Here is a 21,097-nt window from a genome sequence, read left to right as displayed (position 1 = left end):
TTTCCCGAGTGTTTCCGGAAATTGTTGACGGGTTGACGGCGTCGGACCAATACTGAAGGCCATCGACGCAGCTAGATAGGTGTCGAACGGTGCGACCTGCTCCGCCGGTCACCGTCCGGAACGACCGGCACCCACCACCATCACCGCGCGGTACCACGCCGACACGTCGACGGCGGTCGCCCGGCCCCCGAGACCCGCCGGCTCGTCGCGCACCGCTGGCCACCGGCCAGCCGCCACGAGGAGGAAGCATGAACAACGGACCCGTCCCCCGAGACGGCCGCCGGCGTCGGCGCCTGCGGTCGCTGCTCGGCGCCGCCTGCGCCGCCGCGCTGATCACGACCGGCACGGTGGCGGTCGTCGCCAGCCCCGCCCAGGCCCAGACCGTGACGTCGAACCAGGAGGGTACCCACAGCGGTTACTTCTTCTCCTTCTGGAAGGACAGCGGCAACGTCTCCATGACCATGGGCAACGGCGGCCAGTACAGCACCCAGTGGAGCAACGTCAACAACTTCGTCGCCGGCAAGGGCTGGAACCCGGGTACCCGTCGGACGGTGACCTACTCGGGCACCTTCAACCCCAACGGCAACTCGTACCTGACCCTCTACGGCTGGACGAGGAGCCCACTCGTCGAGTACTACATCGTGGACAGCTGGGGTAGCTGGCGGCCCCCGGGCGCGAGCTCCATGGGCACCGTCAACACCGACGGCGGCACCTACGACATCTACCGCACCCAGCGGGTGCAGCAGCCCTCGATCGACGGCATCCAGACCTTCTACCAGTACTGGAGCGTCCGGACGTCGAAGCGGGTGGGCGGCACCATCACCACCGGCAACCACTTCGACGCCTGGGCCAGCCGGGGCATGAACCTGGGCAACCACTACTACCAGATCATGGCCACCGAGGGGTACCAGAGCAGTGGAAGCTCCAACATCACGGTGGGCAGCTCCGGCTCCGGCCCCGGCCCCACCAACCCGCCGACCGGCGGCTGCACGGTCAGCGTGAGCCGCGCCGACGAGTGGAGCGACCGGTTCAACGTGAACTTCGCGGTGAGCGGCAGCAACAACTGGACCGTGTCCATCCGCACGAACGGCAGCCAGAGCCTGCAGAACAGTTGGAACGCCTCGGTCAGCGGGAGCAGCGGCACCCTCACCGCCCGCCCGAACGGCAACGGCAACAACTTCGGCATCACCCTCTACAAGAACGGCAACAACACCACACCCACCGCGAGCTGCGCGGCGAGCTGACCGCCCGGACGATCAGAGGTGGGGCGCCGGTGACCGCCGGCGCCCCACCGGCGCGTCCGGGCACGGGCCGGCCGCCACCCCACCGGCTCCTTCTGCTGAGAGCGCTTCCGCGCCTACAGTCCCGTCGACGGACACGTCGACGACCGACCCCGGCTGCGCCGGGACGGGATCGCGGCGCGGCAACGAGCGGCAGGCGGGCGTGGTGGAGAGCATTACCAAGAATCGGCAGCCGGTGGACGTGCTGCGGGCGATGGCCGTCCGGGCGTACGGCGCCGACCAGGTCCCCGACGACCTGGAGGCCGAGGAACTCGGCCACGGCTGGTTCAACGTGGCGTACCGGATCCGGCTGCGCGACGGGCGACAGGTCGCGGTGAAGATCGCCCCACCGGCGGGGGTGGAGGTGATGACCTACGAGCGGGACATGATGCGGACCGAGGTGCACGCGCTGACCCTGATCCGGCGCGAGACCACGGTACGGGTGCCGCGGGTCCACCACTACGACCCGAGCCGGGAGCTGTGCGACGCGGAGTACTTCTTCATGGAGTACGTGGACGCGGCGAACCTCGGCGTCGTCATGGACCGGCTGCCCGCCGGCGAGTACGCCCGCTACGCCGAGGCGCTGGGGGCGGCGAACCGGGAGCTGAACCAGGTCCGGGGCGGCCACTTCGGCCCGCTGCTCGCCGGCGACCCCACGGCCACGTGGCGGACGGTGTTCACCGGCATGGTGCGCGACGTGCTGCGCGACGGGCAGCGGCGGGGCGTCGACCTCGGGGTCGACTACGACGTGGTCCGGGCGGTGCTGGCCGAGCACGCCGGCTGCCTCGACGAGGTCGTCGAGCCGGTGCTGGTCGAGTGGGACCTGTGGGAGAGCAACGTCCTGGTCGACGACGGCGCGATCGTGTGCCTCATCGACCACGAGCGCGCGTTCTTCGGCGACCCGTTGATGGAGGCGGGCTTCGCCGCGACGGAGCTGGCCGGCGCGTTCGGCGACCCGGCGCCGTTCCTGCGCGGGTACGGACGGCGACCGGTGACCACCGCGGAGCGGACCCGACGTCGGCTGTACAACCTCCACCTGATCCTGGTCATGGCGATCGAGACGGTGTACCGCGGACACACCGACCCGACCCAGTACGACCAGGCGAGAGCACGTCTCGCCGAGGTGCTGGCGGGCTTGCGGGCCGGCCGGTAGCCGCGGGACGGAGGGCCGCGTGACGCGGGGCGCGACGACCCGTCCGCCGCGTTCCCACCGGGAGCTGGCGGCGGCGCTGGGGACCGAGCCGGTCGGTCGGCTGCTGTGGCGCTCGTGCGCGCAGACCATCATGTCGGTCAGCGTGTACGGGCTCTACGCGGTGACCAACGCGTGGTTCGTCGCGTGGGGGGTGGGGCCGGTCGCGCTCGCCGCCGTCACCACCGTGGCCCCGGTGCTGCTGGCGCTCGGCGCGGTGGCGGCCACGGTCGGCGCGGGCGCCGCGTCGCTGGTGTCGCGCAGCCTCGGTGCCGGCGACCCGGCGCAGGCGGCCCGGGCGGCCGGCACCGCGTTCGTCGTGTTCTGGACGACGGCGGTGGTGGGCGGCGTCGCGGGTGTCGTCCTGATCGACCCGCTGCTGACCCTCCTCGGCGCGACCGGGGAACTGCGGGGCTACGCCCGCGACTACGCGGTCGTCATCCTGGGCGGGGCGATCACCGGGACGGGCTTCTCCAGCCTCGTCCGCGCCGAGGGGCGGCTGCGCTTCTCGACCATGATGTGGGTGTGGGCGCTGGCCACCCAGATCGTCCTGGACCCGGTGCTGATCTTCGGCTTCGGGCTGGGGGTCCGGGGCGCGGCGTGGGGCACGGTCGCCGGGCAGGCGGTGTCGACGGTGATGAGCCTGTGGTTCTTCTTCGGCCCGCGCCAGCACCGCCGGCCGTACCGGATCGGGCTGACCGATCTGCGACCGCACGGGCCGACGCTGCGCCGGCTGGTGGCGGTCGGGTCGCCCTCGTTCCTGGCCGGGGTGGGAGCCACCCTGCTCGCCGCGCTGACGAACACCCTGCTGGTCGCCGCCGGTGGGGCGGTGGCGTTGAGCGCGGGGGCGTTGTGCGTGCGGATCGGCACGCTGGTGGCGATGCCGCAGCTCGGGATCGCGCAGGGCCTCCAGCCGGTGGCCGGGTTCAACGCCGGCAGCGGGGCGGTCGACCGGGTCCGGCGGGCCACCACGCTGACGGTACGGGCCACCGTGGGGTACGGCGTCGTGGCGGGGCTGGTCCTGCTCGTCGCGGCCGACCCCCTGGCGGGGCTGTTCACCAGCGATCCGGCGGTGTGCGGGCAGGCCGCCACGGCGCTGCGGATCGTGGCGCTGGGGTGCCCGTTCGCCGGCCTCGTGCCCCTGCTCTCGGCCCGGTTCCAGGCCCTCGGCCAGCCCCTCCCGTCGTACCTGCTCTCGATCGGGACCGTCCTGGTGGTGAAGATCCCGCTGCTGGTGGCCGGCGGCTCCGTCGGCGTGACCGCGTTGTGGATCAGCGTCCCGGTCGCCGAGCTGGTGTCGGCCGGGGCGGCGCTGCTGGTGCTGCGCCGCTGGCCGTGGCCCGCCGAAGGCGACACCACCGGAACCCGGTCGGCCCGGCGGCGGCCGGTGACCCGGGCGCGGGCTTCTGGTGAGAGCGCTTCCGGGCCTATCGTGCACGGGGCCGGACGTCCTTCGCGTCCGGGCGGGTGACGACGTGTGGATTCAGCCATGAGGATCTCCAAGCCGACGATCGACGACGTGGCCCGGGTGGCGGGGGTGTCCCGCGCGACCGCGTCCCGGGTGCTCAACGACGCCCCCGGAGCGTCCGGGCCGGTCCGGGCGCGGGTGCACGACGCGGTGGCCGCGCTGGGCTACCGGCCCAACGAGACCGCGCGGGCGCTGGCCTCCGGCCGGCAGCGCACGGTCGACGTGCTCGCGATCACGTACGGCCCGAACGAGGGGTGGCTGGGCGGTCACCCGTACTACAGCCGGGTGCTGGCGGGGATGATGTCGGTGCTGGAGGCCGTCGACGTGCAGCTACGCCTGTGCGCCGTGGGCAGCGACGCCACGCCGGCCGCGATCGACGCGATCGCGGCCAACGCCACGGCGGGCGCGGTGCTCGCGACGGTCACCCCGACGATGGCCGCCCGGTTCCACCGCCGCTGCCGGCGCGCGGTGTCGCTGGTCGCCACGGCCCCGTCGGTGCCCGCGATCGAGGCCGACAACGTCGGCGGCGCGTACACCGCCGTGCAGCGGTTGCACGCGCGGGGCCGCGGCCGGATCGCCGCGATCCACGGGCCCGCCGGCAACCCCTGCGCGATCGACCGCCGGACCGGCTACCGGCGGGCGATGCGGCAGCTCGGGTTGCCCGACATCAGCGCCGACGGCGACTTCCTGCGCGCGGGCGGCTACCAGGCGGCCCTGCGGCTGCTCGACCGGCACCCCGACCTCGACGCGATGTTCGTGGCCTGTGACCTGATGGCGGCCGGCGCGGTCCAGGCGATCGCCGCCACCGGTCGCCGGGTCCCGGACGACGTCAGCATCGTCGGTTTCGACGACAGCGTGGCGGCGATCTGCGCCAACCCGCCGTTGAGCACCATGCGGCTGCCGGTGGAGGAGATGGCCGCCGCCGCGACCCGGCTGCTGCTGGCCGGCACCGTCCCGACGGGCCACCGGGAGAGGTTCGCCGTCGACTTCGTGGAGCGGGGGAGCACCCCCCGGTCGACCGCCTGACCACCCGCCGCCCGGCTCGGCTCCCGACCCACCGGGGACCGGCACGGGACGGCGATCACTACCGGTCGCGCAACTCCCGTCACTCATTGCTATCGAAGGCGCGGGTTGCTACCGTGACACGCAGCGCAATCCAGCGAATCTCATCGATAGATATCGGGTCGTGGCGGTGACCCGGGCTGTCTCCTGTCGCACGTCCACCCACCGGTCGACCCTGGCCGGGGCGAAGCCGTGACCCGGGCCTGCCGCCGCCAACTGGGGAGCGGTCATGACCACGTTGATCATCGGCAACAGCCGCACGGCGGAGATGGTCGGTGACCTCGCCGCGCTGACCCCCGCCCAACGTCGCGGCGGCGGCTGGATCGCCCAGCGGATGCTCTGGTTCGCCCGCGACGGCGACGTCCTGGTGCTGCCGTTCGCCCCACCACCGGAGTACCTGTCCTACGTCACCGGCCTGACCGGCACCGACCCCGCCTCGCTCACCGTCGTGGTCCCCCCACCCGGCAGCCTCGGCCCCGACATCCTCACCCCGGACCGGCTCACCGACCCCGGCTTCCTGGCCCGCCTCCGCGACGCCCTCGGCGACCGGCCACCACACGGGATCCTCGCCGTCTACAAGGACCTCCCCGTCACCGGGCTCGCCCGGGCGCTGGCCGCCGAGGCCGCGTTGCCCGGCTACGCGTTCAGCGCCCAGGCCGGCGACGCGCTGGTCAACAGCAAGGCCGGCTTCCGGGCGCTGGCCGCCGGAGCCGGCGTGCCGATCGCCCCCGGCACCGTGGTCACCCGACCGGAGCAGGCGCTGGAGACCATCACCGACCTGTTCGACCAGGGTCACAGCGTGATGGTGAAGCTGGAGTTCAACGGCGGGGGCTTCGGCAACGAGATCCTCAGCCGGACCGGCGGGATCACCCCGGCGGGAGCGCCCCGGGTGGTGGTGCTGCCGGACCGCCCCGCTCTCCGCGCCTACCTGGAGCAACGGTGGGAGTGGCTCACCGCCGGTCACGCGCACCGGCTGGTGGTCGAACGGTTCTTCCCCGACTCCACCACCGTCTACGCGGAATACCTCATCACCGACGACAGTGCCCACCTCATCGGGGTGGGGGAGCTGCTGATGGAGCCGGTGGCCGTCGGCGCGGTGCTGCCGGCCCAGACCATCGACGCGCGGACCAGGGCCGACCTGCTCGACGGCGCCGCGCGACTCGCCGAGTCCCTGCGCGTGCTCGGCTACCGGGGCGTGGTCAGCGCCGACGCCATCCACACCCCCGACGGGCCGGTGCTGTTCACCGAGACGAACTGCCGCCTCACCGGCTCCACCCACGTGCACCTGGTGCTGCACGGCCGGGTGGTCGACGCCGCCCACGCGGCCGACCGGGTCTTCCTGGAACGCGACGGCTGGGCCGTACCGTCGTTCACCGCAGCCCTCGAACGGCTCGCTGCCGCCGGTCTGGGCTACGACCCGGCCAGCCGGACCGGGGTCGTGGTCACCTCGAACGAGGTCGACGCCGACGGCACCGTCGCCTGCTGCGCCATCGCCACCGACCTGGCCACGGCGGAGCGGATGCAGCGCCGGCTGCGCGGGCCCGACGCGGACGGCCCGACGTGACCCGCCCCGCCACGGACCTTCCGAGCGGGCGCGGGCGGCCCGCGTCGGGCCGACCGATGCGGGCGGTGCTCCTGCGCCACCCCGGCGGCCCGGACGCGCTCCGCGTCGAACAGGTACCCGAACCGGTGCCGGAACCCGGCCAGAGCCTGATCGACGTGACCCTGACCGGCGTGAACTTCGACGACCTGGACCAGCGCGCCGGCGCCCACCCGCACCTGCCGCTGCCGGCGATCCTCGGCGTGGAGGCGGCCGGTCGCCGCCGGGCCGACGGCCGCCGGGTGGTCGCGCTGCTGCGCCAGGGCGGCGGGTACGCCGAGGTGGTGGCCGCACCCGACGCGCACACCGTGGAGATCCCGACGGGCCTGGCCGACGCGCAGGCACTCGGCCTGTTCGAGCAGGGCGGCACCGCGTACGGGGCGCTGGTGCTGGCTGGGCGGCTGCGCCCCGGCGAGAGCGTGGCGGTCACGGCGGCGGCCGGCGGGGTGGGACACCTCGCGGTGCAACTCGCCGTGGCGCTCGGCGCCTCCCCGGTGATCGGGCTCGCCTCCACCCCGGCCAAGCGGCGGTTCGTCACCGGGCTCGGCGCGGACGCGGCGCTGGGTCCGGCCGACCCGGACCTGCCCGCCCGGCTGCGGGCGGCGACCGGCGGCGTCGGGGTGGACCTGGTCGTCGACTCGGTGGGCGGCACGGTGGCCCGGGCCGCGCTGGCCGCCCTGGCGCCGTTCGGGCGGCTCGTCTGCCTGGGCTGGCGGCCCACCGCCGCGCCCGACCGCGCCCGACCCGCCACCGGTGTGGGCGACCCGGCGGGCAGCGGCGCGCTGCCCGGCGGGGAGGCCGGGATCATCGCGCTGAGCACGGCGGAGCTGGCACACGGCTCCATCGGCTGCGCCGGGTTCTGGATGCGGCACGTGGTCGACCGCCGGGCGCTGCTGTGCGACGTCGCCGACCGGCTGTTCGCGCTGGCCGCGCAGGGCCGGCTCACGGTGCACGTCGACCGGACGGTCCCGTTGGCCGACGTCGGCGCCGCCCACGCGGCCGTCGCCGCCCGGACCACCACCGGCAAGGTCCTCATCGACGTCCGACGGGAGGGGTGATGTTCACCCGGTACTGCCGTTCCATGCTCTGCACCCCGGCGACCGCGACCCACCGGTACGCCGCCTGCCACCACTCCGGAGCCGACATCTGCCTGGTGGACCTGGAGGACTCGGTGCCGGCACCGGCCAAGGCCGAGGCACGGGTCCGGGCCACGGCCTTCTTCACCGGGGAGAGCGCGGCCGGTCGTCGGTGTGCCGTCCGGGTCAACGTCCTCACCGACCCGGACGGGATGCGGGACCTGCTCGCCCTGCGCGAGTACCCGGTCACCCCGGCCATCGTGCTGGTACCCAAGGTCGAGTCGCCCCGCGACGTCGAGATCGTGGCCCGCCTCCTCGGACCGGTCCGCCCCGACCTGGAACTGTTCGCCGTGATCGAGACGCCGCGCGGGGTGGAGAACGCCGCCGCCATCGCGGCCACCTCACCCCGCCCCCGAGCGCTGATCTTCGGATCCGCGGACTACGCCTCCGCCCTCGGGATCCGACTCCGGTGGGAACCGCTCGTGCAGGCCCGGACCCGGATCGTCAACGCCGCCCGGGCGTCCGAGGTCGAGGCGATCGACTCGCCCACCTTCGAGGTGCAGGACCTGGCCGCGCTGCGGCGGGAGGCCGCCCTGGCGCAGGACCTCGGCTTCAGCGGCAAGATCGCGCTGCACCCCCGGCAGGTGGCCGTCATCAACCAGGTCTTCTCGCCCGACGCGGAGTCGCTGGAGGCGGCCCGGCGGGTGGTGGCCGCCGGGCAGCGCAGCGGTCAGGGCATCACCACCGTCGACGGGGTGATGGTGGGACGGCCCTTCTTCGAGGCTTCCCGGCGGTTGCTCGACGAGTTCGACCCACCCGGCTGACCGCCGCCGGGACACCAGCCGTCAGCCCATCGGCAGGGAGAGGCAGATGACGAGCACCGACGAGCAGCAGAGCATCACCGGCCCGCACCGGTACCGCAACGGCGACAAGATGATCCGGACCGCCGACCCGGTGTGGCAGGCCGCGGCCGACCACGGCCTGACCGGGATCAGGGTCGACACGCCCTCGGGCGACGCGAACAACCGACTCGTCGACCGGGAGACCGGCCGCGAGTTCGTCAACATGTGTTCCTGCGCGTACCTCGGCCTCAACCATCACCCGGCGGTGATCGAGGGCGCCGTGACCGCACTGCGCGAGACCGGCGCCACCTGGCTGGTCACCTCCACGACCCGGATCCGCCACCAATTGCTGGCCCAACTGGAGGAGGAACTGGGCGACCTGTTCGGCGCCCCGGTGCTGCCCGGCACCTCGTGCAGCGCGCTCACCGCCGGGATTTTGCCCCTGGTCGCCTCCGGGCACCTCGCCCCCGGCGGCCCCCGGGTGATGGTCTTCGACCGGTTCTGCCACTTCTGCATGTCGTACGTGAAGCCCATCTGCGCCGAGGAGAGCCTGGTCCTCACCTGCGACCACAACGACCTCAACTACCTGGAGGACGTCTGCCGGCGGTACCCGAGCGTGGCGTACGTCGCCGACGGCGCGTACTCCATGGGTGGCGCGGCGGCCATGGACGGGCTGCTGGACCTCCAGGACCGGTACGGGCTGTTCCTGTTCATCGACGACTCGCACTCGCTGTCGATCGTGGGGGAGCGGGGCGAGGGGTTCGTCCGCTCCCGGATCACCATGAACCCGCTCACCGTCGTCGTCACCAGCCTCGGCAAGGGCTTCGGCACCGGCGGCGGGGTGGCCATGCTCGGCGACCCGGCGACGTACGGCTTCCTGACCCGGCACGCCGGGCCGGTGGGCTGGTCGCAGAACATGGCCCTGCCGCTGGTGGGCGCCTCGCTGGCGAGCGCGGCCATCCACCGCTCACCCGAACTCGGCGAGTTGCAGCGCCGGCTGCACGACAACGTGGCCTACTTCGACGAACTCCTGCCCACCCCCTTCGCGGGCAACGGCCTGCCGGTCCGGCGGATCACCGTGGGCGACGCCGACCGGGCGGTCCGGCTCTCCGCGCAACTGTACGAACGCGGCTTCTACAGCTCGGCGGTGTTCTTCCCGATCGTGCCGCGCGGGCAGGCCGGGCTGCGCATCATGATCCGCGCGGACCTCGACCGGGCGGTCCTGGCGACCTTCGCCGACCACGTCCGGGAGCTGACCGATGCGCGGTGAGCCGGAGGGCACGTCGACGGAGCGGCCCTGGCCGACCGGGTACCGCCGGGTGGGGGAGAACCGCTACCGCGAACAGGTCGGCTTCTACTACGACGAGATCGTCGTCGGCACGGTCATCGAGCACCGGCCCGGCCGCACCGTGACGGAGATGGACAACGTGCTGATGAGCATGTTGAGCATGAACGCCGCGCCGCTGCACATCGACGGCGCGTACGCCGCCCAGGGCCGCTGGGGTCGACCACTCGTCTCCAGCCTGGTGACGCTGAGCATCGTCGGCGGGATGACCGCCCGCAGCACCAGCGGCCGGGCCATCGCCAACCTCGGGTGGGACCGCATCCGCCTGTCGCACCCGGTCTTCGTCGGCGACACCCTGTACGCGCAGAGCGAGGTGACCGCCAAGCGGCTCTCCGCGAGCCGGCCGGGCGAGGGCATCGTGAGCTGCCGGACCACCGGGATCAAGGCCACCGGCGAGGTGGTGCTGACCTTCGAGCGCAGCTTCCTGGTGCCGACCCAGGAGTCCAGCACCGACGACAGGACAGGATACTGACCGTGACCGTAGAGCAGACCGTCACCACGCCAGCCCCGTCCACCCCCGAGCGTGCCGGCCTGCCGGCGGTGAACTCGTGGGACGAGTTCACCGCGCTGCGCGAGATCGTCGTCGGCCACGCCAGCCACTACCGGCTCCCCGCGCAGGACGACCCGTCGGCGTGGCTGACCTGCTTCCCGAAACTGACCCGGGCGGAGCTGGAACGGATCGCGGTGGGCCAGGCGCCGGCGCAGGTCGTCGAGGAGACCAACGAGGACCTGGCCGTCCTCTGCGCCAGCCTGAGCGCGCTCGGCGTGACCGTGCGCCGCCCGGACGTCGTCGACCACAGCGTCGAGTTCGCCTCACCCCACTGGCGCACCGCCGGCTTCAAGTCGTACTGCCCACGCGACCTGACCCTGGTGGTCGGCTCCACCATCATCGAGACCCCCAGCCCGACCCGGGCCCGCTACTTCGAACTGTTCGGCCTCCGCGCGCTCTTCCAGGAGTACCTGCTGCGCGGCGCCACCTGGCTGGCCGCCCCCCGCCCGCAACTGCGCGACGAGCTGTACCCGGTCGACGCGGACGGCCTGCCCGACCTGGCGGAGACCGAGCCGGTCTTCGACGCCGCGAACGTGCTGCGGCTCGGCCGCGACCTGTTCTACCAGGTGTCGCGCAGCGGCAACGAACTCGGCCTGCGCTGGCTGGAGTCCACCGTCCGGCTGCTCGGGGACATCCGGGTCCACCCGCTGCGCGGGATCTACGGCTACACCCACATCGACAGCACGATCACCCTCCTGCGGCCCGGCCTGGTGCTGCTCAACCCGGGCCGGATCAGGCCGGACACCGTGCCGGAACCGCTGCGCGGCTGGGACGTGCTGTGGTGCCCGCCGTTGCGCCAGCCGGCGCTCGGGCCACCCACCCTGAGCGAACACTGGATCGCCATGAACCTGCTGATGGTCGACGAGGAACACGCCGTCGTCGACGCCGACCAGCCGGCACTGATCGCCGCCCTGGAGGGGCGCGGCATCACCGTCCTGCCGCACCGGCTGCGCCACGCCCGGGCGCTCGGCGGCGGCTTCCACTGCGTCACCCTGGACACCGTCCGCACCGGCGGCCCGGAGCACTACCTGGACTGAGCGCCCCCGTTCCGGACCGAGTGAGGAGCACGATGACCACCTCCGTGGACCTGGTGGTGGCCGGGTCGACCGTCCGGGTCCTGGTGGACCCGGCACCCGTCACCGCACCCGGCGTCCCCACCCTCGGCCCCAGCGTCGGCGAGTACCCGTGCTACGACACCGCGTCGTACGCCACGATGACCGACGACGAGGAACGCAACCAGCGGTTCCGCGCCGCGCTGGCACGGGTGGCCGCCGGTCGGGTGGTGCTCGACATCGGCACCGGCGCGGACCTGCTCTGGGCCCGCGAGAGCGTGCGGTACGGGGCCCGCCGGGTGATCGCGGTGGAGGCGATGGCGGAGTCGTTCCGCCGGGCCCGGACGTGGCTGGCGGAGCCGGGCCTCGCCGACCGGATCACCCTGCTGCGCGGGGTCTCCACCGACCTGGACATCGGGGCGAGGGCGGACGTCTGCGTCGCCGAGATCATCGGGTCGATGGCCGGGGCCGAGGGGGCCGCCGCGGTGCTCACCGACGCGCGTCGCCGGCACCTCACCGCCGACGCCACCGTCGTACCGCACCGGTGCGTCACCCTCGCCGCGCCGGTCGCCTTCCGGCGGCTCTTCGCCGACGCCCCGGTGGCGTTCGCGGCCGACGCGCTCCCCTATCTCAGGAGCGTCTTCGCCTGGCACGGCGCCCCCTTCGACGTCCGGCTGCGGGTCACCGACCCGGCCACCGAGGCGCTGCTCGGCGACGGCCAGGTGGTGGAGGTCCTCGACCTCAACGGCGACCTGCCGCTGGAGCAGCGGCGGTCGGTGCGGCTCACCATCGACCGGCCGGGCACCGTGGACGGGGTGCTGTGCTGGCTGCGACTGTGGTGCCAGCCCGACGGGAAGCCCCTGGACGCGCTGCGGGTGGCCAGCAACTGGGCCTCCATCTACTTCCCGCTGTTCGACTCCGAGCACCCCGTCGAGGCGGGCGACGCGCTCGACCTGACCGTCACCTCGACCCTCGGTGAGGACGGGGTGCACCCGGACTACCACCTCGACGCGGTGCTGTGGACCGCGACCGGCACCCGGTCGGCCCGCCACTGGTCCCCGTACCGGGGCGGCGGGTTCCGCCGCCACGTCGTGCATCGGCTCCTCTTCCCGTAGCCCGCCGGGTTGGACCCCGGCGTGGAGCCCGTCCGACCGGCTCTGGTCGGACATCGACACCCGTGCCAGGATGACCGAAAGCAGTCACGGTGATCACTACGCAGGGTCGTGGTCAACGCCGGCGCGCACCCATTCGGCATGCTCTGGAGCAGAGGCTATCCAGGACCAGGACCGCCAAGATTGGCACGGCTTTCGCGGTTTTCGCAGCGTCCGTCAGCTTCCTGATATCCCTCGCCGGATCGTCCCTGAAGAGCACCGTCCAGGTGTTCTTCCTGGGTATCGCGGACAGCTTCGAGGTCAGCCGGGGCAGCCTGGCGATCGCCACCACCCTCTTCGCCGTGGTCACCGCCGTGACGTCGTCGGTGATCGGGCACCTCGCCGACCGGATCGGCGCGATCCCGGTGCTGGCGGTCGGCACCGCGCTCAACGGGGTGGTGCTGCTGCTCGCCGCCACCGCCGGCGACCTGTGGCTGTTCGTCCTCACCTACGGCGTCGTCGGCGCCGTCGCGGTCACGATGCTCTCCTTCGTCCCGCTGGGCGTCCTGGCCGACCAACTGTTCCAGGGCCGCAACAGCGGCCTGCTCTACGCGCTGCTGACCAACGGCGCCGCGGTGGGGTTCATGGTGCTGGTGCCCCTGTGGGTCCACCTGGACCGCACCATGACCTGGAACCAGGTCCTGTTCGCCCTCGGCCTGGTCTTCCTGGTCGTGCTGCTGCCGCTGTCGCTGATCCTGGTGCGGCTCTCCGTCCGGCGGCGACCCGTCGCCCCGGTGGCACGGGTGTCGCTCTGGGCCGCCACGGTCACCACCTTCCGGCACCCGCAGATCCGGGCCCTGGTCCTGGCCTTCGTCGGCTGCGGCAGCACCATGGCCTTCATCGACGTGCACCTCTTCTCGCACCTGCACGACCACGGCGATGAGCGCCGCGGACCTGGCCGCGGTGCACGAGGCGGTCACCGCCGGCATCCGCGCGCAGGGGCTGCGCCGCAGCGTGGGGCACGCGGAGGTCCGCTTCCACGACGGTCGGCCGTACCTGCTGGAGATCGCCGCCCGGGTCGGCGGCGGCGGGCTCGACGAGATCGCCCGGCTGACCGCCGACCATGATCCGATCGCGGCGGTCGTCGACATCGCCCGGGGCGTGCGCCCCCGGGTGCGCCACTTCCAGCCCATCGGCACGCACACCACGTCGATGTGCCTGATCTGCGCCGCCGGCACCATCGCGGCCGTCCACGTGCCCGCCGAGGTCAGCGAGTCCGACCGGACCTTCCTGCTGAAGATCGTCGCCCGGCCCGGCGACGTCATCACCCGCCCGCCGCACGGCAACAGCATCCTCGGCCTCCTCGACACCACCGGGATCTCGAAGGAGGACGCGGTCGAGTAGGCGCTGGCGGCGGCCGACACGATCGGCTACCCGGTGATCCTCAAGCCCCGTGGCCTGGGTGCCAGCCTCGGTGCCGTCCGCGTCGACGACCCCGACGCGCTGCGCCGGTTCTTCCCCTTCACCCGGGACACCCCCGCACCCGACCCGGTCCGGTACCGCACCGACGAGCCCGTCCTGGTCGAGGAGTGCGTGACCGGCGAGGAGATCAGCGTCGACGCGGTGGTGACCGACGGACGGGTCGTCCCGCTCTTCGTCGGCCGCAAGGCCGTCGGGTTCCCGCCGTACGCCGAGGAGACCGGTCACCTGGTCGACGCGGCGGATCCCCTGCTGCGCGACGACGCCTTCGGTGACCTGCTCCAGCGCACGCACGCCGCGCTGGGCTTCCGGGACGGGTGGACGCACACCGAGTTCATGCTCGGTGACCGGGGACCGCAGCTGATCGAGGTCAACGGCCGGTTGGGCGGTGACCTGATCCCGTACCTCGGCACCCTGGCCACCGGCCTGGACCCGGCGCTGATCGCGGCCGGGGCGGCGTGCGGCCGGCTTCCGGCGACGACGCCGACCCGGCGGCGGGTGGCGGGGGTGCGCTTCGGCTACGTGGACGCCGACGACACCACGATCGGCCGGGTCAGGGTCGACCGCGCGCAGCTGCCCGACGCCGTCGACCGGGCGGTGGTGCTGGTGCAGCCGGGCCGCACCGTGTCCCCACCGCCCCGGGGCACCGTCTGGGGACGGATCGCGTACGTGACGGCGGTGGCCGACACCGTCGAAGAGTGTCAGGCCGCCCTCGACGCGGCGGCCAAGGCCGTCTCCTACACCGTGGCCTGAGCCGGGCCCGCGGCCACCGGCGTGCCGCCGGGCCGTGCACCCCACGGCCCGGCGGCGGGCCGGAATCGTGCTGCCCGGAACCGGGGCGCGAACAGCGCAATTTCATGGGTTACGCGAGTTTCACACCTTATGCTCAGCGGTCCGGCTACATTTTAGAAACCCGCAGGATAGAAGCCGGACATCATCGAGAAACTTCCATACGAATAGTGTCGTGGTACTTGCACGGAGTCGGGTCTCGCCTATACTCGTGATGCAGGCATGGGAAAATGTTTGATGTACAAGCATTCGGCCCGGGAGGTGGTCGATCCCGATCGCTCGACCCCTGCCGGGTCGAACTGTGCTCCCGCTCGATTCCGAACCCCTGATCGGGCTGCTTCGCCATGGAGTGGCGCCTCGTGCGTGGGCGCTCTCCGGTCATCCACCGCTCCGGCTCTCCGGCCGCCTGGGCGGGCGACCGCGTGCCCCGGAAACCGGATGTCCGACTGTCTGCCGGACTGCCTGGAAACTGTCCCAGATTAGCAACTGTTGATCCACATGTTGGCTCTACTCTAGCCATCGCTCCTGTCCCCGGCAACCGCAGGTATTCAGGGAGTTCGACTATGACGGCGACATTCCGCATGCCCACGTTCGAGGAGCACGTGGTGATGAGCGGGCTGACCGACGGCTACTGGATCCAGGCCGTCGACGTCAACGGCGACAACCGGCCCGACCTCGTCACGTCCGGACTGATCGACGGCGAGATCTCGTGGTTCGAGAACCCGGGCTGGACCCGGCGGACCATCGCCCGGGTGAACCGGCCGGTGGGCCTGGACGCCGCCGACCTCACCGGCGACGGCACCCTCGACCTGGTCGTCACACACGACTACGGCCAGTCGATGTGGGCCTGCGGACCGGGCGACGGCACCGTCTCCTGGCTGCGCAACCCGGGCGACCCCGACCACCGGGGGCCGTGGGAGCGACGCCTCGTCGGGGACCTGCTCTCGGCGCACCGGGTGCAGGTCGGCCGGTTCCGTGCCCCCGACCGCCCGGAACTGGTCGCCCTGCCCATCGTCGGCCCCCACGGCGGCCCGGAGGCGCTGCGGGAACCGGTCCGGGTGACGCTCTACCAGCCACCCGAGAACCCGCTGACCGCGCCACGGTGGCCGGCGACGGTCGTCGACGACGCCGCGTTCCACATCCTGCACGACCTCACCACGACCCGGCACGGGCCGGCCTGGGGCCCGACCGAGAAACTCGTCGTGGCCAGCGCCGAGGGGCTCAGTTGGCTGGGGGTCGACGACGCCACCGGCCGCTGGCGGCACCAACGCATCCACGAGGGTGAACGCGGCCAGGCGGCGAGGACCGGCTTCACCGGCAGCAACAGCGTGGCCGTCGGCCGGCTGGCCGGCGCCGAGGTCGGCTACCTCGCGACCCTCGAACCCTTCCACGGCAACACGGTGGTCACCTACGTGCCCGCCCCCGACGGCACCTGGACCCGCCACGTGCTCGACGTCTACGCCGACCCGAACGAGGCGGGCGAGGGCCCCGGACACCACGTCGTCGCGGCGGACCTGGACAACGACGGCGAGGACGAGTTCCTCGTCGCGCTGCGCGGACCGATGCCGTGGCAGGGCGTGTTCTGCTACAAGGCCGTCGACGCCGCCCGGGGCTGGTGGGTCAAGACCCGGGTCTCCTCGGCCTCGGCGGCCCGGATCACGGTCGCCGACTTCGACGGCGACGGGCTGCTCGACTTCGCGACCATCGGCTACTACGTGCCCGGCTACTTCCTCGCCGACAACCCCACCGTGTCGATCCACCGCAACACGGGGCGCCGGCCGTCGTCCGACCGTGAGCACACCCGACTGAGGGGAGAACTGATCCGATGAGACGCGCGCTCTATCTCTGCGGCGGGTGGGCCGGCCACCAGCCCTACGCGGTGGCCGAGTGGGCGGTGCCCCAGCTCGACGATCTCGGCTTCGCGGTGGACCTGACCAGCGACCCCTACCGCTTCGAGGACGACCTGACCGGCTACGACCTCATCCTGCTCGGCTGGACCCAGGGACACACCACGGAGAACCTCACCCGGGCCCAGGAGGAGGGCCTGCTGGGCGCGGTCGAGCGCGGTACCGGGGTGGCCGGGTGGCACGGGATGGCCGCGTCCTTCCGGGCCAGCCTCCGGTACAACCACCTCGTCGGCGGGTCGTGCGTCGACCACCCCGGCGGTGAGGGCGTCCGGGTGCCGTACGAGGTGTCCGTGACGGCGCGGCACCCGGTCACCGAGGGGGTGGCCTCGTTCCCGGTCGCCTCCGAGCAGTACTACATGCACGTCGACCCGACCAACCTGGTGCTCGCGGAGACGGTCTTCAGCGGCGAGCACCTGCCCTGGATCGAGGGCGCCCGGATGCCCGTGGCGTGGATCCGCTCCTGGGGTGCCGGCCGCGTCTTCTACTGCTCGGTCGGCCACTATCCGGAGGATCTCCAGCACCCGGACGCCACCCGGCTGGTGCGGCAGGGCATTTCCTGGGCCGCCCGCTCCTGACATCGCAGCCGGTACGGGGAGACGGTGCGATGGATTCATTGCGGATGGCAACACATGAAACGGCTGTCGACGTCGGTGCGGAAAGTCCGTTGGAGCGGCCCCGCTGGCTCTCCGCGGTCGCCCGGATACCCCTGCTGACCGACCGGGAACGCGAGGTGGCGACGCTTCTCGGCGCAGGTCTGTCCAATCGTGCCATTTCCGGTTCCCTGAACATATCGGAACGGACGACGAAGGCGCACGTCGCGGGGATCATGCGGAAACTCGGCGTGGAGTCCCGGCTCCAGGCGGGACTGGTCGCGTTCGCGTACCAGCAGTGGACCAAAGAACAATAGAAGCGATCACCCTCCACTTGGGAATATCGGTTGTGGCGAAGCGGTCGGATGCGATCCCGACCAGCCGGAAACTGCTTCGCCGGACCCGGTCGGCCAGGCTTCCCGAGAAAGGGAAAGACATGACTTCTGTCCATCGGAGGGCGGTTCCCGTGCCCTCGCGGCTCGGTATCGGTCCCATGTCGAAGAATGCCGTCGACGCCTGCATCGCGGTGGCCCACCGTCGTCGCCAGCCGCTGATGCTCATCCCGAGTCGCCGGCAGGTCGAGGCCGAAGCCCAGGGCGGCGGCTATGTCGAGGGCTGGAACACCGAGACGTTCGCCGCGTACGTCCGCCACCACGACCCCGAGGGGCTCATCCTGCTCTGCCGCGACCACGGCGGCCCGTACCAGAACCCCCGGGAGCGCGCCGAGCGGCTCAGCGGTGAGGCCGCGATGATCTCGGCCATGGCCTCCTTCCGGGAGGACGTCCAGCAGGGCTTCGACCTGTTGCACATCGACACCTCGATGGACCTCGACGGGGTGGCCGACGTCCAGGTGGCGATCGACCGCGCGGTCGAGCTGTACGGCGAGTGCGCCGAGGCCGCCGCACAGGCCGGCCGGAGCCCGATGTACGAGATCGGCTTCGAGGACCAGGGGCGGGACACCAACGACCCGTTCGAGTTCCGCGACCAGCTCGACGCCGTGCTGGCCGCGCTGGCCCGGCACGGGTTGCCCCGGCCCACCTTCGTGGTCGCCCAGACGGCGACCAAGGTGGTGGAGACCGACAACGTCGGGGCGTTCAGCGCCGCCCCGAGCGCGGTGACCTACACCGTGTCGGCGCTGGCCGGGCTCACCGCGGACCGCGGCATCGCCCTCAAGGCGCACAACTGCGACTACCTCACCGGGGCCGAGGTGCGCGCGTTGTCCGGGGCCGGGGTGGACGCCCTCAACGTCGCCCCGGAGTTCGGTGTGGTGGAGACCCGCGCCTTCCTCCGCCTGCTGGACCGTCTCGGGCTCACCGCGCAGCGCGACGCCTTCCTCGCCGAGGCGTACGCGTCGGGGCTGTGGCGCAAGTGGATGGCCCCGGACACCACCGCCACCGACACCGACCGGGCGGTCATCGCCGGCCACTACGTGTACGGCTCGGCGAAGTTCGCCGAGATCAAGGAGGTGGCGGCGAAGGCGGCGATCCGCGAGGGCATCGACGTCGACACCTACCTGCGCGACGCGGTCGCCGAGGCGATCGAGAGGTACGCCGCCGCGCTGCCGCACCCCGTGCCCTCGCCCCTGGCCGTGGCGGGCAACTGATGCCGGCGCGGCACCGCCCGCCGCGACCCCGTGAGGAGGGTTCCGTGATGCTGACCCCGAACGACACCGTCGTCGCCGACAGTCCGGTCGTCGCCGACAGCGCCGTCATCGCCGACAGCGCCGTCATCGACGACAGCGCGGTCATCGACGACATCACCGCGCACGCCGAGGCGATGAGCCGCCGCGAGGAGGAACTGCTGGCCAAACTGGTCGGCGAACTCGGCGCGGAGGTGGTGGGGGAACTGACCGAGGGCGGTTCACCGGCCCGGCTGCTCAAGGTCACCCTGCCGGACGGCGCCCCGCACGTCATCAAGCTGCTGGTCGACCTACCCGGCGCGGTGGACGGCCACGACCTGGGGTCGTTCCGCCTCAAGATTCGGCAGATCGACAAGGTCCGCGACGAGAACCCGGACCTGCGCTACTTCTACACCGACAAGACCCACGAGTTCCACGGCGAGGACTGGGCCGCGTACACGATGCCGTTCTACCCGAACGAGGACGTCGCGGCCTGCCTGCGGGCCGACGAGCCGCAGGTGGAACTCTTCTACGACCGGCTCGGCGCGGCGCTGCGCCTGCTGGTGACGCACGGGTACCGCAAGGACCGGGTGGCCGGCGGGCGCGGCACCATCGCCGACGTGCACGCCGACCGGCTGGACCGCCGGTTCTGGCTGCTGGCCAAGTACCTGCCGGAGGCGATGACCGGCCCGGACCGGATCGTGGTCAACGGCCGCTCGTGCCGGCATCCGCAGCAGCTCGCCCGACTGATCATGGCCCGGCCGGAGCTGACGGCGGGCATCGACCCGACCTGGCTCTACTACCCGGTGCACGGCGACCTGAACACCCGCAACATCCTGGTGACCCCGCCCGGGGCGGGCCTGCGCGACGCCGAGGAGGGGTTCCGGATCATCGACCCCCGCGGCACCCTCGACCTCTGGGACATCTCCTACGACGTGGCCAAGGTGCTGTTCAGTCTCAGCGTCTGGGACGGCGGCCTGCGCAAGGGCTTCGAGATCACGCAGCCGCCGGACGCCGACGGGTCCACCTTCGACCTGCGCTTCCGGGGGCAGCCGTACCCCGGGTACGTCACCGCCGCGCACCGCTTCCTCGGCTTCCTGACCGAGCACCCCGAGTTCGCGCAGCTCAGCCGGGAGGACCCCGGCTGGCGGGACCGGCTGCTGCTCGGGCACGCCTTCCACCTCCTGGCCGAGGCGGCGTGCCGGCTGTCGGACATCAAGAAGCGCACCGACGAGCAGAGCGAGTCGGAGATCAGCCCGCTGGAACTCGCCGCCGGCCACTACCTCTACGGCGTCCTGTTCCTCGAGGACGCGGTGGCGCAACTGGAGGCCACCGGCCACATCGACCCGCAGACCCACCTCGGTCTGCTCCCCGCCGCGTCGTGACCGTCACCGGCGGGGAGGTACGCCCGACGGCGACGTCGACGGGGCTGCGGGCGTACGACGCGCTGCTGTTCGACCTGGACGGCACGCTGGTCGACTCGGGCGCGGCCATCGAACGGGCCTGGCGTGGCTGGTCCGACCGGCACGGTCTCGACGCCGAGCGGGTGCTGGAGACCTCGGTGGGGCGCCGGGGCGTGGAGACGGTGGCCCTGGTCGCGCCGCACCTGGACAGTGCGCGGGAGGCCGGGAACCTGGAGGCGGGGCAGGCGCGGGACACCGTGGGCGTGGTGCCCACGCCCGGCGCCGGGATCGTGCTCGCCGCGGCGGCCGGCGGGCCGTGGGCGGTGGTGACCTCGGGTACCCGGCCGGTCGCCCTCGCCCGGCTGCGCGCCGCCGGCCTGCCGGTGCCGACCGTGCTGGTGACCGCCGACGACGTGACGGCGGGCAAGCCCGACCCGCAGGGATACCTGCTCGCGGCGCGGCGGTTGGGCGTCGAGGCGGGGCGGTGCGTGGTGTTCGAGGACACCTGGCCCGGTGTCCTGGCCGGTCAGCGTGCCGGGATGGCGGTCGTCGGCATCGCCGGCGCCGGGTTGGGCGCCACCGTCACCCCCGACCTGGTGGTGGATCGGCTCAGCCGGCTGGACGTGCGGTGGTCGTCGGGGACCGTGTCGGTGACGCTGCGCCCGGCGGGCGACCGGGGCGACACCTGATGGTCCGGTCGCCGGGGGTGGGTCCGTCCGGGGCGGTGTGTCGTCCCGGACGGACCGGCCCGTCCGC

General features: G+C 72.7%; 19 protein-coding genes and 1 pseudogene. All 20 read left to right on the top strand.

Going from position 1 to position 21,097, the window contains the following annotated elements:
- Positions 1–248 precede the first annotated feature (248 nt).
- On the top strand, positions 249–1,244 hold the full coding sequence (locus tag AWW66_RS01510) for a glycoside hydrolase family 11 protein (RefSeq protein ID WP_067359482.1): 996 nt from the start codon (positions 249–251) through the stop codon (positions 1,242–1,244).
- A gap of 199 nt (positions 1,245–1,443) precedes the next feature.
- Complete coding sequence (locus AWW66_RS01505) at positions 1,444–2,433, top strand: phosphotransferase family protein (protein WP_245647817.1); 990 nt, start codon at positions 1,444–1,446, stop codon at positions 2,431–2,433.
- Positions 2,434–2,452: 19 nt separating this feature from the next.
- On the top strand, positions 2,453–3,940 hold the full coding sequence (locus AWW66_RS01500; RefSeq protein WP_067359481.1) for an MATE family efflux transporter: 1,488 nt from the start codon (positions 2,453–2,455) through the stop codon (positions 3,938–3,940).
- An 18-nt stretch (positions 3,941–3,958) separates the two neighbouring features.
- Complete coding sequence (locus tag AWW66_RS01495; protein ID WP_067359480.1) at positions 3,959–4,963, top strand: LacI family DNA-binding transcriptional regulator; 1,005 nt, start codon at positions 3,959–3,961, stop codon at positions 4,961–4,963.
- 265 nt (positions 4,964–5,228) lie between these two features.
- Positions 5,229–6,563, top strand: a complete 1,335-nt coding sequence (locus AWW66_RS01490) for a preATP grasp domain-containing protein (protein ID WP_067359479.1) — start codon at positions 5,229–5,231, stop codon at positions 6,561–6,563.
- 56 nt (positions 6,564–6,619) lie between these two features.
- Complete coding sequence (locus AWW66_RS01485) at positions 6,620–7,657, top strand: quinone oxidoreductase family protein (protein ID WP_067359478.1); 1,038 nt, start codon at positions 6,620–6,622, stop codon at positions 7,655–7,657.
- A complete protein-coding gene (locus AWW66_RS01480; RefSeq protein WP_067359477.1) occupies positions 7,657–8,499 on the top strand; it encodes an HpcH/HpaI aldolase/citrate lyase family protein in 843 nt (280 codons plus the stop codon). The genes AWW66_RS01485 and AWW66_RS01480 overlap by 1 nt, the downstream gene beginning before the upstream one ends.
- A gap of 46 nt (positions 8,500–8,545) precedes the next feature.
- Positions 8,546–9,787, top strand: a complete 1,242-nt coding sequence (locus tag AWW66_RS01475; RefSeq protein ID WP_067359476.1) for an 8-amino-7-oxononanoate synthase family protein — start codon at positions 8,546–8,548, stop codon at positions 9,785–9,787.
- On the top strand, positions 9,777–10,334 hold the full coding sequence (locus AWW66_RS01470; protein ID WP_067359475.1) for a MaoC family dehydratase: 558 nt from the start codon (positions 9,777–9,779) through the stop codon (positions 10,332–10,334). The genes AWW66_RS01475 and AWW66_RS01470 overlap by 11 nt, the downstream gene beginning before the upstream one ends.
- A gap of 2 nt (positions 10,335–10,336) precedes the next feature.
- Positions 10,337–11,449, top strand: a complete 1,113-nt coding sequence (locus AWW66_RS01465) for a scyllo-inosamine-4-phosphate amidinotransferase (protein ID WP_083978139.1) — start codon at positions 10,337–10,339, stop codon at positions 11,447–11,449.
- 32 nt (positions 11,450–11,481) lie between these two features.
- Positions 11,482–12,579 (top strand): SAM-dependent methyltransferase, encoded by a 1,098-nt coding sequence (locus tag AWW66_RS01460; RefSeq protein ID WP_067359474.1) that lies wholly within the window; start codon positions 11,482–11,484, stop codon positions 12,577–12,579.
- A gap of 89 nt (positions 12,580–12,668) precedes the next feature.
- Complete coding sequence (locus AWW66_RS32280) at positions 12,669–13,682, top strand: MFS transporter (RefSeq protein WP_157527060.1); 1,014 nt, start codon at positions 12,669–12,671, stop codon at positions 13,680–13,682.
- The gene (locus AWW66_RS35055) at positions 13,570–13,959 is read left to right on the top strand and encodes a hypothetical protein (protein WP_245647815.1); all 390 of its coding nucleotides are present in this window, start codon (positions 13,570–13,572) and stop codon (positions 13,957–13,959) included. Before AWW66_RS32280 ends, AWW66_RS35055 begins: the two co-directional genes overlap by 113 nt.
- Positions 13,960–14,787 (top strand): annotated as a pseudogene (locus tag AWW66_RS32275) (ATP-grasp domain-containing protein); the annotation flags it as partial.
- A gap of 599 nt (positions 14,788–15,386) precedes the next feature.
- Positions 15,387–16,652, top strand: a complete 1,266-nt coding sequence (locus tag AWW66_RS01445; protein WP_067359472.1) for an FG-GAP repeat domain-containing protein — start codon at positions 15,387–15,389, stop codon at positions 16,650–16,652.
- The gene (locus AWW66_RS01440; RefSeq protein ID WP_067359471.1) at positions 16,649–17,305 is read left to right on the top strand and encodes a ThuA domain-containing protein; all 657 of its coding nucleotides are present in this window, start codon (positions 16,649–16,651) and stop codon (positions 17,303–17,305) included. The genes AWW66_RS01445 and AWW66_RS01440 overlap by 4 nt, the downstream gene beginning before the upstream one ends.
- Before the next feature lie 44 nt (positions 17,306–17,349).
- A complete protein-coding gene (locus tag AWW66_RS01435) occupies positions 17,350–17,637 on the top strand; it encodes a response regulator transcription factor (RefSeq protein WP_169807040.1) in 288 nt (95 codons plus the stop codon).
- A 176-nt stretch (positions 17,638–17,813) separates the two neighbouring features.
- Positions 17,814–18,923: a class II D-tagatose-bisphosphate aldolase non-catalytic subunit gene (locus AWW66_RS01430; protein ID WP_083978136.1), complete on the top strand. Its 1,110-nt coding sequence runs from the start codon at positions 17,814–17,816 to the stop codon at positions 18,921–18,923.
- A gap of 44 nt (positions 18,924–18,967) precedes the next feature.
- A complete protein-coding gene (locus AWW66_RS01425; protein ID WP_067359468.1) occupies positions 18,968–20,323 on the top strand; it encodes a phosphotransferase in 1,356 nt (451 codons plus the stop codon).
- A complete protein-coding gene (locus AWW66_RS01420; protein WP_211271812.1) occupies positions 20,320–21,030 on the top strand; it encodes an HAD-IA family hydrolase in 711 nt (236 codons plus the stop codon). The genes AWW66_RS01425 and AWW66_RS01420 overlap by 4 nt, the downstream gene beginning before the upstream one ends.
- The last annotated feature ends 67 nt before the right edge of the window (positions 21,031–21,097 follow it).

It is taken from the genome of Micromonospora rosaria, assembly GCF_001567585.1.
Lineage (GTDB): Bacteria > Actinomycetota > Actinomycetes > Mycobacteriales > Micromonosporaceae > Micromonospora > Micromonospora rosaria.
Note: the sequence above shows the minus strand (reverse complement) of the source record. Positions and strands in the feature narration are given on the sequence as shown.